The organism is Pseudomonas sp. AC463 (genome assembly GCF_979253585.1).
In genome coordinates this window covers 207,457-219,283 of record NZ_CEEDDZ010000007.1, presented here as the reverse complement: position 1 = coordinate 219,283, position 11,827 = coordinate 207,457, and the positions used below count along the sequence as shown (strand labels likewise).

At 61.6% G+C, this 11,827-nt stretch carries 15 protein-coding genes; 7 read left to right on the top strand and 8 right to left on the bottom strand.

Annotated elements, in window-relative coordinates; translation table 11 throughout:
• Nucleotides 1-17: 17 nt before the first annotated feature.
• Both AC0IYH_RS11345 and AC0IYH_RS11340 read right to left on the bottom strand, forming a co-directional pair.
• On the bottom strand, nucleotides 18-1,250 hold the full coding sequence (locus AC0IYH_RS11345; protein WP_471834366.1) for a winged helix-turn-helix domain-containing protein: 1,233 nt from the start codon (nucleotides 1,248-1,250) through the stop codon (nucleotides 18-20).
• Nucleotides 1,251-1,295: 45 nt separating this feature from the next.
• A complete protein-coding gene (locus AC0IYH_RS11340; RefSeq protein WP_241092289.1) occupies nucleotides 1,296-1,502 on the bottom strand; it encodes a YjiS-like domain-containing protein in 207 nt (68 codons plus the stop codon).
• A 70-nt stretch (nucleotides 1,503-1,572) separates the two neighbouring features.
• On the opposite strand from AC0IYH_RS11340, the gene AC0IYH_RS11335 reads away from it, so the two are divergent.
• Entirely contained in the window at nucleotides 1,573-2,454 is an 882-nt protein-coding gene (locus tag AC0IYH_RS11335) for a LysR family transcriptional regulator (RefSeq protein ID WP_471834364.1), read from the top strand.
• Here AC0IYH_RS11335 and AC0IYH_RS11330 read toward each other — a convergent pair.
• Nucleotides 2,444-3,193 carry a sulfite exporter TauE/SafE family protein gene (locus AC0IYH_RS11330; RefSeq protein ID WP_116629605.1) on the bottom strand — a complete coding sequence of 250 codons (750 nt, stop codon included), beginning with the start codon at nucleotides 3,191-3,193 and terminating at the stop codon, nucleotides 2,444-2,446. The two genes, AC0IYH_RS11335 and AC0IYH_RS11330, sit on opposite strands and share 11 nt — an antisense overlap.
• Before the next feature lie 108 nt (nucleotides 3,194-3,301).
• Between AC0IYH_RS11330 and AC0IYH_RS11325 the strand changes: the two genes are divergently transcribed.
• The 4 genes from AC0IYH_RS11325 (at nucleotide 3,302) to AC0IYH_RS11310 (ending at nucleotide 6,427) form a co-directional block, all read left to right on the top strand.
• Nucleotides 3,302-4,252: a LysR family transcriptional regulator gene (locus AC0IYH_RS11325; protein ID WP_116629604.1), complete on the top strand. Its 951-nt coding sequence runs from the start codon at nucleotides 3,302-3,304 to the stop codon at nucleotides 4,250-4,252.
• Nucleotides 4,253-4,334: 82 nt separating this feature from the next.
• Nucleotides 4,335-4,787 carry a MarR family transcriptional regulator gene (locus AC0IYH_RS11320; RefSeq protein WP_122773063.1) on the top strand — a complete coding sequence of 151 codons (453 nt, stop codon included), beginning with the start codon at nucleotides 4,335-4,337 and terminating at the stop codon, nucleotides 4,785-4,787.
• 176 nt (nucleotides 4,788-4,963) lie between these two features.
• Nucleotides 4,964-5,383 (top strand): organic hydroperoxide resistance protein, encoded by a 420-nt coding sequence (locus tag AC0IYH_RS11315; RefSeq protein WP_010176159.1) that lies wholly within the window; start codon nucleotides 4,964-4,966, stop codon nucleotides 5,381-5,383.
• Nucleotides 5,384-5,410: 27 nt separating this feature from the next.
• The gene (locus AC0IYH_RS11310) at nucleotides 5,411-6,427 is read left to right on the top strand and encodes an alpha/beta hydrolase (RefSeq protein ID WP_471834361.1); all 1,017 of its coding nucleotides are present in this window, start codon (nucleotides 5,411-5,413) and stop codon (nucleotides 6,425-6,427) included.
• Between the two features lie 67 nt (nucleotides 6,428-6,494).
• Here the strand turns inward: AC0IYH_RS11310 and AC0IYH_RS11305 are convergent, their stop codons facing one another.
• Together AC0IYH_RS11305 and earP are read right to left on the bottom strand one after the other, a co-directional pair.
• Nucleotides 6,495-7,067, bottom strand: a complete 573-nt coding sequence (locus tag AC0IYH_RS11305; protein WP_003218698.1) for an elongation factor P — start codon at nucleotides 7,065-7,067, stop codon at nucleotides 6,495-6,497.
• Between the two features lie 49 nt (nucleotides 7,068-7,116).
• Nucleotides 7,117-8,250, bottom strand: coding sequence for an elongation factor P maturation arginine rhamnosyltransferase EarP (earP, locus tag AC0IYH_RS11300; protein ID WP_471834360.1), 1,134 nt, complete (start codon nucleotides 8,248-8,250; stop codon nucleotides 7,117-7,119).
• Nucleotides 8,251-8,382: 132 nt separating this feature from the next.
• Between earP and AC0IYH_RS11295 the strand changes: the two genes are divergently transcribed.
• Both AC0IYH_RS11295 and AC0IYH_RS11290 read left to right on the top strand, forming a co-directional pair.
• Entirely contained in the window at nucleotides 8,383-8,757 is a 375-nt protein-coding gene (locus tag AC0IYH_RS11295) for a hypothetical protein (protein ID WP_122773059.1), read from the top strand.
• Nucleotides 8,758-8,769: 12 nt separating this feature from the next.
• Nucleotides 8,770-9,252: a GreA/GreB family elongation factor gene (locus AC0IYH_RS11290; RefSeq protein ID WP_471834358.1), complete on the top strand. Its 483-nt coding sequence runs from the start codon at nucleotides 8,770-8,772 to the stop codon at nucleotides 9,250-9,252.
• A 16-nt stretch (nucleotides 9,253-9,268) separates the two neighbouring features.
• On the opposite strand, the gene cysB is transcribed toward AC0IYH_RS11290, so the two are convergent.
• The 3 genes from cysB to AC0IYH_RS11275 form a co-directional block, all read right to left on the bottom strand.
• On the bottom strand, nucleotides 9,269-10,243 hold the full coding sequence (gene cysB, locus AC0IYH_RS11285) for an HTH-type transcriptional regulator CysB (protein WP_003189876.1): 975 nt from the start codon (nucleotides 10,241-10,243) through the stop codon (nucleotides 9,269-9,271).
• A 104-nt stretch (nucleotides 10,244-10,347) separates the two neighbouring features.
• A complete protein-coding gene (locus AC0IYH_RS11280; RefSeq protein WP_116629597.1) occupies nucleotides 10,348-10,848 on the bottom strand; it encodes a universal stress protein in 501 nt (166 codons plus the stop codon).
• 70 nt (nucleotides 10,849-10,918) lie between these two features.
• Nucleotides 10,919-11,824 (bottom strand): 5'-nucleotidase, encoded by a 906-nt coding sequence (locus tag AC0IYH_RS11275; protein WP_116629596.1) that lies wholly within the window; start codon nucleotides 11,822-11,824, stop codon nucleotides 10,919-10,921.
• Nucleotides 11,825-11,827 lie beyond the last annotated feature (3 nt).

Here is an 11,827-nt window from a genome sequence, read left to right as displayed (position 1 = left end):
TTGCCCCCGATGGGGCCCTAAAGACCAATACCCATACCAATCATTGCCCCCCTCAACCGATCAGCACTCGGCCGCTGACAATTGAGCTGCACCTGCTCCAACCCCAACCAACCCGCCATCTGCACCAGATTCAACGCCAGCGCCCGCATCCCCTCCTCATCCAGCCCCGGCTCTTCCTCATGTACCGCATGCACCGCCAGGCGCCCATTCGCACGTTCGGCCCGCAGGTCCACACGCGCAGCGATCCGCTCGTTGTGCAAAAACGGCAGCACGTAGTAGCCGTACACCCGTTTGTCTTGCGGGGTGTAGATCTCCAGCCGATAGCGAAAATCGAACAGACGCTCGGTTCGCGCGCGCTCCCAGATCAGCGAGTCGAACGGCGACAGCAAGGCGCTGGCCGCCACCTTGCGCGGCACTTTTGGCTCGGGCAGGCAGTACGCCGGTTGCTTCCAGCCCTGCACCTGGCAGGTCAGCAGTTGCCCGTCCTCTACCAGTTCGGCCAGGCGGGCGCGGCTATCGGCGGGATCGAGGCGGAAGTAATCGCGCAGGTCCTTTTCGCTGCCTACGCCCAGTGCAGTAGCGCTGTGCAGCAGCAGGCCGCGCTGGGCCTCGGCTTCGCTCAGCGGTGCATGGTGCAGGATGTCATTGGGAATCACGCGCTCCGGCAAATCATAGAGACGCTCAAACCCGCGACGCCCCGCAACCGTCACCAGCCCGGCGGCGAACAGCCATTCCAGCGCATGCTTTTCATCACTCCAATCCCACCAGGGGCCCGCGCGTTCTTCGCGCGTCGACAAACTGCCCGCCCCCAGAGCGCCCTGTTGTTCGACGGTGTTCAACACGCGCCTGATAATCGCTTGCTGCTCGCGGCCAAAGCGCGCCATTTGCGCATAGATGCCCTGCCCCTGCTGCGCCCGCTCCATGCGCCAGCGCATCAGCGGGTACAACGCCATCGGCAGCAACGACGCTTCATGCCCCCAGTATTCGAACAGCGAGCGTCGCCGGCCCTGGCTCCAGGCGGCCTGCTCAAGCAGCAAAGGGGAATAGTTACCGAGGCGAGAAAATAGCGGCAGGTAGTGCGAGCGCACCACGGCGTTGACCGAATCGATCTGCAACACCCCCAACCGCTCAATCAATCGGTTGAGGTGCGCAGCCTTGATCTGTGCGGGCGCCTGGCGCGCGGTAAAGCCCTGGGCCGCCAGCGCCATGCGTCGTGCTTGCTTGAGGGAAAAACACAGGTCGGCGGGCATGGGACTCTCCGTGTGGGCTCGCCGACCACCCTACTGCATCCGGGATCATTTTCGCAGCGGGTCCTGCCAGAAATGCTGATGCTGCTCGTGCGCGACGTCACCGCGGTTGAGCCCGATATCCTTGAGCGCATCATCGCTCAAACTCGCCAGCACCTGGCGCTCCCCGTGCAATGCCTGCCAACGCGCAATTTTATGAAACAGCCCGGAAAATGGCCGCTTCGCCAACAACACAAAACCTCTTTGACCTTTCATCCTCTCGCCCTCCAGTGGGGATGACGAAAGTGTGTGCCTGGCCTTATGATCAATCCAACGAATGTTTCTTATGCAATACATCTCAGAGATTGATCCATTGTCCAGCTACCCAAGCATCGACACTGAAGTGCTGCGCACCTTCGTCGCCATCGCCGACCAGGGCGGCTTTACCCGCGCGGGCGAGCTGGTCAACCGCACCCAATCGGCGGTGAGCATGCAGATGAAACGCCTCGAAGAAGACGTGCTGCAACGCAAGCTGTTCGAGCGCGATGGGCGCCAGGTGCGGCTCACACCCGAAGGCCAGGTGCTGCTGGGCTATGCGCGGCGCATCCTGAAACTGCACAGCGAGGTGTTCAACACTCTGCGCGAGCCGCATATGGTCGGCTTGGTGCGCATCGGCACGCCGGATGATTACGTGATGCGCTTCCTGCCGGGGATCCTCAAGCAGTTTTCCAAGGCCTACCCGCTGATCCAGATCGAGTTGCACTGCGAGTCGTCCAGCGTGCTGATGCAGCGGCGCGACCTGGCGCTGACCGTGGTCAGCCGCGAGCCCGGCAAGGAAATGGGTGAGCTGTTGCGCACCGAACGCATGGTGTGGGCGGCAGCGCCGTGCTTCTGCGTGGATGAGCACGACGCCATCCCCCTGGCGGTGTCCGGCGCCGACTGCCTGTACACGCAGTGGACCCGCACCGCGCTGGATGCCAGCGGGCGCGATTATCGGCTGGCCTACCACAGCACCAACGTGGCGGCGATCCAGGCGGTGGTCAGCGCCGGGCTGGCGATGATGATCTGCATGGAAAGCCTGGTTACGGAGGACTTATGCGTATTGGACAGCGAACAGGGTTTGCCGGCGCTGCCATCGATGAACCTGCACTTGTTACGCAACCCGCAGATGACCTCGCCCATCACCGAATGCCTGGCCGAGTACATCATCGAAGGCTTCAGACTTTAAACGTCAGCATCACCGCGCACACCACCAGAAACCCGCAGAACAGGCCACGCAGCACACGTTCCGGCAGCGCATGGGCGACCTTCACGCCCCAACTGATACTGAGCAAACCGCCGACGGCCAATGGCACGCCGATCATCCAGTCCACCTCATGGTGCCAGGCGTAAGTGACCAGAGTCACGCCGGTGCTGGGCAGGGCCAAGGCCAGGGACAAGCCTTGAGCGACGACCTGTGTGGTGCCGAAAAGGCTGGTCAGCACCGGCGTGGCAACCACTGCGCCGCCTACACCAAACAGCCCGCCCATGGAGCCGGACGCCGCGCCGAGCACACCCAGCCACGGCCAGGAGTAGCGCATTTGTGCGGTCGGCGGCGCGTTACGGGTGAACATGCGCAACAGGTTATAGCCCGCCAGCACCACCAGAAAGGCGATAAAGCCGATGCGCATAGCCCCGGCATCCAGGCCCACGGCCCAGATCGAACCCAGCCAGGCAAAACTGAACCCCATCACGCCCAACGGCAAGGCGTGACGCAGCTCGATGCGGTTGCGCTGGTGATAACGCCACAGGGCGAGCATCACATTGGGCACCACCATTACCAGCGCGGTGCCTTGGGCAATCTGTTGGTCCAGGCCAAACAACACGCCGAGCACCGGGATGGCAATCAACCCGCCACCAATCCCGAACAGCCCGCCGACCGTGCCGAGGGCCGCGCCCAATACCAGGTATATCGCTAAATCCAACACCGCGCGTTACTCCACTGTCTCAGGCCTTGCATGCTACGCAGTCGGCTCTGGCGTGGAAACGCACAGCAACGCACAATGGCTGTGCCAATCTCGCATAAGCGCCGCGCCATGAACCCTAATACCCTTACCGATCAACTCGGCCTGTTTCTCGATGTGTTGGAGACGGGCAGCTTTTCCGCCGCTGCTCGTCGACACCCGTTGACGCCTTCGGCAGTGGCGCGGCGCATCGACAGCCTGGAAAGCTCGGTGGGCAGCCGCCTGTTCCAGCGCAGCACCCACGCCGTGGTGGCGACTCCGGCCGGCCTGGCGTTTGCCGAGCGGGCGCGGCGGATTGTCAATGAGCTGCAACTGGCGCGGGCCGAAGCGGTATCCCTCAGTCATGCGCCCGAGGGTTTGATCCGTGTGGATGCCCCGGCGGCATTCGGACGGCGGCATCTCGCCCCGGTCATTGCGGACTTTTTGAACGTTTACCCCGGGCTGGATGTGCACCTGCATTTGATCGACAGCTTTGTCGATATGCAGGGCGAACATCTGGGTAAGGTCGACCTGGTGCTGCGCGCCGGCCATATCGTCGACACCCGGCTGATCGCCACGCCCCTGGCCAGTATCGTGCGCATCGCCTGCGCCAGCCCGGCGTACCTGAAAAGCCGTGGCACGCCGACCCACCCGCGCGAACTGAGCGAACATGACGGCCTGGACTGGGAAGGCATGGCGCCGATGTTCGCCTGGCGCTTCGAGCTGGATGGGCGCCGTGTCACGTATCGCCCGCAGCGCATCCGCATGAGCGCCAACAACGCCGAGGCCCTGTTGTCCGGGGCTCTCGCCGGGCTGGGCATCGCCCACCTGCCCACCTGGCTGGCCAGTGAGTACCTGGTGCGCGGCGAGTTGTTGCCGCTGTTTTGCGAAGACGGCCTGCCCAGCCCGGAAACCACCGGCATCTACGCGCTGCGCCTGGAACAACAGGCCAACGCCCGCAGCCGATTGCTGCTGGAATACTTGAAGTCCCGATTCAGTCCGGTGCCGCCCTGGGATCTGGCACTGCAAAGCGGCCTTGTCTGACCGTCCGGACAGAATTATCTGGCGCATTAAACATTTGCCCGCTAGATTCCAGCCCAGACACGCTTTTTTTTGAGGCACCGCCATGAGCAAAAACCCTGACCCGTGCGAATCCCTGATGCTGGACAACCAGCTGTGTTTCGCCCTGCACTCCACCTCGTTGCTGATGACCAAGGTCTACAAGCCACTGCTGCAAGCCCTTGGCCTGACCTACCCGCAGTACCTGGCCATGATGGTGTTGTGGGAAGAGGATGGTTTGACCGTCGGCGAAATCAGCAGCCGGCTGTTGACCGATCCGGGCTCCCTCACCCCTTTGCTCAAGCGCCTGGAAGCCGAAGGCCTGCTCAGCCGCACCCGCAGCCGCGAAGATGAGCGCGTGGTGGTGGTGGAATTGACTGAAGCCGGGCGGGCCTTGCAGGACAAAGCCATGGGGATTCCGCAGTGCATTCTCGGCGCCAGCGGGCTGGAGCTGGAGCAGTTGCGCAAGCTGCAGGCTGATTTGGTTGCACTGCGCGGCAACCTGCAAGGCGCGATCTAAGACACAAAGCGGTTAGAAATGTGGGAGGGGGCAAGCCCCCTCCCACATTGGTTTCCAGTGTTTCCAGAAAAATATTTGTAAATTTATCTTGCGCGCTAAACATTAGCGTTATACATTCGCCTCACCAACTACTTAGCGCGCAAACATTTAGCGCTGCAAACCCTGAGGACGACACCATGCAAACTCTCTATACCGCAGTAGCCACCGCCACCGGCGGCCGTGATGGTCGTGCTGTTTCCAGCGACAACATCCTCGACGTCAAACTCTCCACACCAAAAGAACTCGGCGGTGCCGGTGGCCAGGCCACCAACCCTGAGCAGCTGTTCGCCGCCGGCTACTCGGCCTGCTTTATCGGCGCGCTGAAATTCGTCGCCAGCCAGACCAAACGCAAAATCCCGGATGACGCCTCGATCACCGCCCACGTCGGCATCGGCCAGATCCCTGGTGGTTTCGGCCTCGACATCGACCTGCACATCAGCCTGCCGGGCCTGGCCCAGGACGACGCGCAAAGCCTCGTCGACGCTGCCCACCAGGTTTGCCCGTACTCCAACGCCACCCGTGGCAACGTCGATGTCCGCCTGCACGTAACCGTGTAATGACCGCCGCCGCCCGAGGAGAGAACAATGAACACAATTGGTAAAGCACTCACCGGCACCCTGCTGGCCCTGTCCATCACCAACGCCTTCGCGGCCACTGGCGATGTCGAGCACACCACCCAGGCTTTCCTGGATGTGCTGAACGCCGGCAGCGGCAAACCGATGGAACAGCTGACGCCCAAGGACGCCCGTGCCGTACTGACGGGCGCCCAGGCCGGGGTGAAGTTGACCCTGCCCAAGGCGGACGTGAGCCAGAAGACCATTCGGGTCGATGGCCAGCCACTGGACCTGACCATCGTGCGTCCAGCCGGGGTCAAGGGCACTTTGCCGGTGTTCATGTTCTTCCACGGCGGCGGTTGGGTGCTGGGGGATTACCCCACCCACGAACGCCTGGTGCGCGATCTGGTGGCGGGTTCGGGGGCGGTCGCGGTGTTCGTCAACTACACGCCGTCACCGGAAGCGCACTACCCGGTAGCGATCAACCAGGCCTACGGCGCCACGAAGTGGGTGGCTGAACACGCCAAGGAACTCAATGTCGATGGCAAGCGCCTCGCGGTTGCGGGCAACAGCGTCGGCGGCAATATGGCTGCGGTGGTCAGCCTGATGGCCAAGGACAAGGGCACGCCGGCGATCAAATTCCAGCTGCTGTTGTGGCCGGTGACCGACGCCAACTTCGAAACCGCGTCCTACAACCAGTACGCCGAAGGGCACTTCCTCACCAAAAACATGATGAAGTGGTTCTGGGACAACTACACCACCGACGCCAACCAGCGCGCCGAGATCTACGCCTCGCCGCTGCGCGCCACCACCGAGCAGCTCAAGGGCTTGCCGCCTGCGCTGATTCAGACCGCCGGCGCCGACGTGCTGCGGGATGAAGGCGAAGCCTACGCACGCAAGCTGGATGCCGCCGGTGTGCCGGTGACTGCCGTGCGCTACAACGGCATGATCCACGACTACGGTTTGCTCAACGTGGTCAGCCAGGTGCCGGAAGTACGCTCGGCACTGCTGCAGGCGTCGCAGGAGCTGAAACAGCACCTGAAGTAAAAAGACAGCGCACATAAAAAAGCCCGACGCATGGTCGGGCTTTTTTATGCGTACCGGTTGGCCAGAATTACTTCTTGGCGCGACCTTTGTACGAACCACCTTCACGGGTGTCGATCTCGATCAGGTCGTCGATTTCGATGAAATCGGCTACTTGCAGTTCGGTACCGTTAGCCAGCTTGGCAGGCTTCATGACTTTGCCGGAAGTGTCGCCGCGAGCGGAACCTTCGGTGTAGGCCACTTTACGCACGATGGTGGTCGGCAGCTCTACGGAAACCAGACGGTCTTCGAAGAAGATTGCTTCGCAGACGTCTTCCATGCCTTCTTCCACGAACGGCAGAACGGCTTCGATGTCTTCTGCGTTCAGCTCGTACATGGTGTAGTCGGTGGTGTCCATGAACGTGTAGGTGTCGCCGCTGATGAAGGACAGGGTCGCTTCTTTGCGGTCGAGGATCACGTCGTCCAGTTTGTCATCGGCGCTGTAGACGATCTCGGTCTTGTAACCGGTCAGCAGGTTCTTCAGCTTGGTCTTCATGATTGCGCTGTTACGACCAGACTTGGTGAACTCAGCTTTCTGAACCAGCCAAGGGTCGTTTTCGAGACGGATCACTGTACCGGGTTTCAGTTCTTTACCAGTTTTCATTGCATATATCCGAAATTTGGATGGGATTTACAAAAATCAAGGTGGCGTATCATATCCAACTTTCATAAAACTGTACCAGCGCCGTCGCAAGATCGGCCTGCGAGGCCTGTTCCAGACACCACGTTTGCGCGTGCTGGCTGACTTCTGGCCAATGTTCCAGCAGCATTTTCCACGGCTTTGCCATATCGCCATCAGTGTTCCAGGCTTGCCAGAGGGCGACTTGCGCAGCCCTGGCCGCCGGCGACAAGCCCGCGGTGTACAGCGCCAGAAACGCGTCGAGCTTGTCGAGGTGAATGTCTTCATCCTGGCGATAGATGTGCCACAACAGCGGGCGCGCGGCCCATTGGGCGCGCACGAAGGAGTCCTCGCCACGCACGGCATTGAACTCGCAGCACCACAGCAGGCGGTCATATTGCTCCTGGCGCACGAACGGCAACACCTGCACGGTCAGGGCCTGGCGTTGATGCACAGCGCCCGCCGCCAGGCCTTCCACCTCAAGCCAGCGCTCTACATCCCCGAGGATGCGCCCTTCCGGCACCAAGAGATGGTTGGCACGCCCGTCCGTCGACAACACGTCCAACCAACTGGCCAGCCCGGCGTTTTCATAGGCGAACAGCGAGATCAGCCGCGCGCCATCTGCCGGCACCACGCCAAGGGTTTGCAAGAATAGCCGCTGCGCAGCGCCGTCCTGCTGAAACGCCTGACGCTGCTCCAGCAACCCCGCCTCACGCAACAGGCCACCGGTGCCAGGCCTGAAGCCCGGGAAAAAGAAGTACTTCTGCACGCCCTTGAACTTCACCGAAGGCAAACGATGGCAACCCACCACCCAGTCTTCGGCGCTCAGGTAATCGAGGTTCATCCACAAGGGCGTGCGTTCGCGCTCGGCCATGGCTTCCATATAGTCGGGTGGCAACTGGCAGGCGAACGCGGCGATTACCACATCCGCCGCCGGCGCCCCGGCCCACTCGGCAGGCCAATGGCGCACGTCGACGCCCTCTTGCCATTGCTGGTGCAACTGCACATCGATCTGCGGGCACATGCGCTCGAAGGCCCGCAGGTCGTCGACCCACAGGCGCACTGCACAGCCGTGTTCCACCACCAATTGCCGGGCCAGGCGCCAGGTCACGCCGATGTCGCCGTAGTTGTCGACGACGCTGCAAAAAATATCCCAGCGGGCTTTCATTCCGGGCTCCAACGCTCAAAGGTTCGATTGTCCGCATAAATGCGCTGATGCAGAAGGCTTGATCGCGATTATTCTGCACGGCGGCTGTGCGACAATCGCCGCCACGTCGCCAATGCCTGCCAGGAGGCTGCCATGTCTGATCGCCCGTTATCGCTGCCAAAGCTCACGCTCGCCATTGCCTTGGGCGTGTGGCTGGGGTTTATCGCCATTGCACTGACCACTTGGCTGGCGTCGCGCTACCTGTTCCCGCAGAGCCTCGCGCCCGTCGCCCAGGCAGTCCAGCAGTTGGGCAAGCCGGCCGTTGTGGCGCCGGCTCCGGAGCCGCCGAACCGCCTGTTCGAGCAGTACCAACAGAACCTGCAAAAGCAGGAGCAACAGCAAACCCTGGACCAGGCGCGTAGTAACGCGCGCAACCTGTCCAACCCCAAATGCCAGTTCTGGCTGCAACAGGACCAGAACGCACCCAATGAAAAGAGCCGGGCGAATGTCCTGCAATTCTGCGAATGATCAAGCACAGCCATGAATAAACACGCCGTCCACCAATTGGTGCTGGAGAAGCTCAGCGTCGACCTCGACATCGCCCAACGCGCCGCGCAGACCGCCTACGAAACCGCGACCCACGAAGAAAATATCGCCGAAAACAAATACGACACACTGGGGCTCGAGGCGTCTTACCTGGCCGCCGGGCAAGCCAAGCGCGTCGAGGAAATCAAGCAGGCGCTGGCGCTATGCCAGAGCATGCCACTGCGTGCCTACGATGATCAGCGGGGGATAGAAGTCGGCGCGCTATTGGGCCTGGAAGACGAGAACGGTCGCCAGCAATGGCTGTTTCTGGCGCCGGATGCAGCAGGCTTGAAGGTGGATGTGGTCGGGCAACCGGTGACCGTCATCACCACGCGCTCGCCCTTGGGCAAAAGCCTGTTGGGCAAGTTCGAGGGGGATGAGGTGGAGATTCTGGTGGCGGGCGCTCGGCAACTGTTTACGGTTACCGAGGCCAAATAAGCCCGGTTTTGCGCTATCAGTGAACGGGCAGTTCCACGCCGTCGAACAGCTCTTCCAGTTCCTGCTTGTTGTGGCACTGGATGGCCTTGGCCATCACTTCGCGGGTCAGGTGCGGCGCGAACTTCTCGATGAAATCGCACATGAAGCCACGCAGGAAAGTGCCACGACGGAAGCCGATCTTGGTCACGCTGGACTCGAACAGCTCGCTGGCATCGAGTACCACCAGGTCTTTATCCAGGTTGGTATCGACCGCCATCTTGGCGACGATGCCCACGCCCAGGCCCAGGCGCACGTAGGTTTTGATCACGTCGGCGTCGGCGGCGGTGAACACCACTTTCGGCGTAAGGCCGCGATGGCTGAAGGCTTCGTCGAGCTTGGAGCGACCGGTGAAACCGAACACGTAGGTCACGATCGGGTATTCAGCCAGCGCTTCCAGTGTCAGCTTCGGCAACTTGGCCAAGGGGTGGCCCTGAGGCACGACCACGCAACGGTTCCAGCGGTAGCACGGCATCATCACCAGGTCACCGAACAGCTCCAGGGCTTCGGTGGCAATGGCGAAATCAACGGTGCCGTCAGCGGCCATCTCGGCGATCTGCATCGGCGAGCCCTGGTGCATGTGCAGCGCCACGTCCGGGTATTGCTTGATGAAATCGCGGATCACCGGCGGCAAGGCATAACGCGCCTGGGTGTGAGTAGTCGCGATCGACAGCGTGCCCTTCTTCTCGTTGGAGAATTCCTGGGCGATCTGCTTGATGCTTTCGACCTTGCGCAGGATCTCGCCGGCGGTGGTGATGATGCGCTCACCGGCCGGGGTGACGCGGGTGAGGTGCTTGCCGCTGCGGGCGAACACTTCGACGCCCAGCTCGTCTTCGAGCAGGCGGATCTGCTTGCTGATACCCGGTTGCGAGGTGTACAGGCTTTGAGCGGTAGCGGAAACGTTGAGGTCGTGGTGCGCCACTTCCCAGATGTAGCGCAGTTGTTGAAGCTTCATATGTGTCCCTCAAAGCGGATAGACGCCACGGGTATCAGCGACGGTATATAACTATATTAAAGGTTTGACGGATAAATCTAGAACTTTTTATCGTTTTCTATCCATCACACGTCATCGCTGCGTCGACGTTGTAACGAAGGCACCAGGTAAACCGGCACCGTAGACAGCTGCAGCACCCGCGCAGCGGTGCGCCCAAGCGGGGTGGCCGCCGCCGTTGCATGGCTGTGACTGCCGACGATCAGCAGGTCTACGGAGAGTTTGCGCAACTGTTCGAGTATCACTTCGCACGGGTCCCCCTGAATCACCCGCACCGAGCGGATCAACTGCAGATCCTGCTCGCCTTCCCCCAATTCCTCGCGAAAACTGTCCAGCACGCGCTGTTCGATGGACGCCATCACCGTGGTCAACCCCTGGCTCTGCCATTCACGCAAGGCCGTCTCATCAAGGTAGCTCTGCAACACCGATTCGGCGAACAGCCCGATGGGCTCGACCACGTGAATCACATACAAATCCGCCTTGAATGTTCGCGCCAGCGCCAGCGCATGCTGCATCACATAAGGCGCATACAGACCGAGGTCCGTGGCATACAGCATCGAACGAATCATAGAACCTCCCGGGCTGCCAGGACGGCGGGGATTGAATCAGCTTAGCAGCGCCGCGGCGACTTGGATTGACTTAGAGCTTCACCTCATTACTGATGCCATGGGGCACGTGCCCGGTGGCCACCACCTCCCTGGCCTTCTCGCAATGCCCGGCCTGGTCATCGAAAAACACGTCGGCGGCAAACGCCTCCAGAAACGCGGATTTTTCCAGGCCGCCGAGGAACAATGACTCGTCCAGGCGGATATCCCACTCGCGCAACGTGCGGATGACCCGTTCATGGGAAGGTGCCGAGCGCGCCGTGACCAACGCGGTGCGGATCGGGCAGGCCTCGTCGGGAAACTCGCGCTGCAACAGGTTCAACGCCGCCAGGAACCCCTTGAAAGGCCCGCCATGCAAAGGCTGGCGCGCCGACTCGCGCTCGCTGGCCTGGAACGCCTCCAACCCGCCGGCCTGGTACACGCGCTCCGACTCATCGGAAAACAGCACCGCGTCGCCATCGAAGGCGATGCGCAATTCCTCGCTGGACGCCCGGCGCGGGCCACCCGACAGAATCGTCGCCGCGGCAAAGCCGGCATCGAGGGCGCTGCGCACATCCTCGGCATGGGTAGACAGGAACAGGTGGCAACCAAACGCGGCCAGATAAGGATAGGGACTGCGCCCACCGACGAAGGCGGCACGGGAAATATCCAGACCGTAATGCTGGATCGAATTGAACACGCGCAGCCCGGTGTCGGCGCTGTTGCGCGACACCAGCACCACTTCCACCCGCGCACGGCCGAGGCTCGCATTGAGGCTGAGCAATTTCTTTACCAGCGGGAAAGCGTCGCCGGTCTCGAGGATTTCTTCTTCGTGTTCGATCTGGTATTTGCGGTAGGCCTCCACGCCCTGGGCCAGGTAGACCTTGTGGCTGTCGCTCAGGTCGAACAGGGCCCGCGATGAAATCGCCAGCACCAGTTTGTCGCCCAATCCCTTCGCCATGGT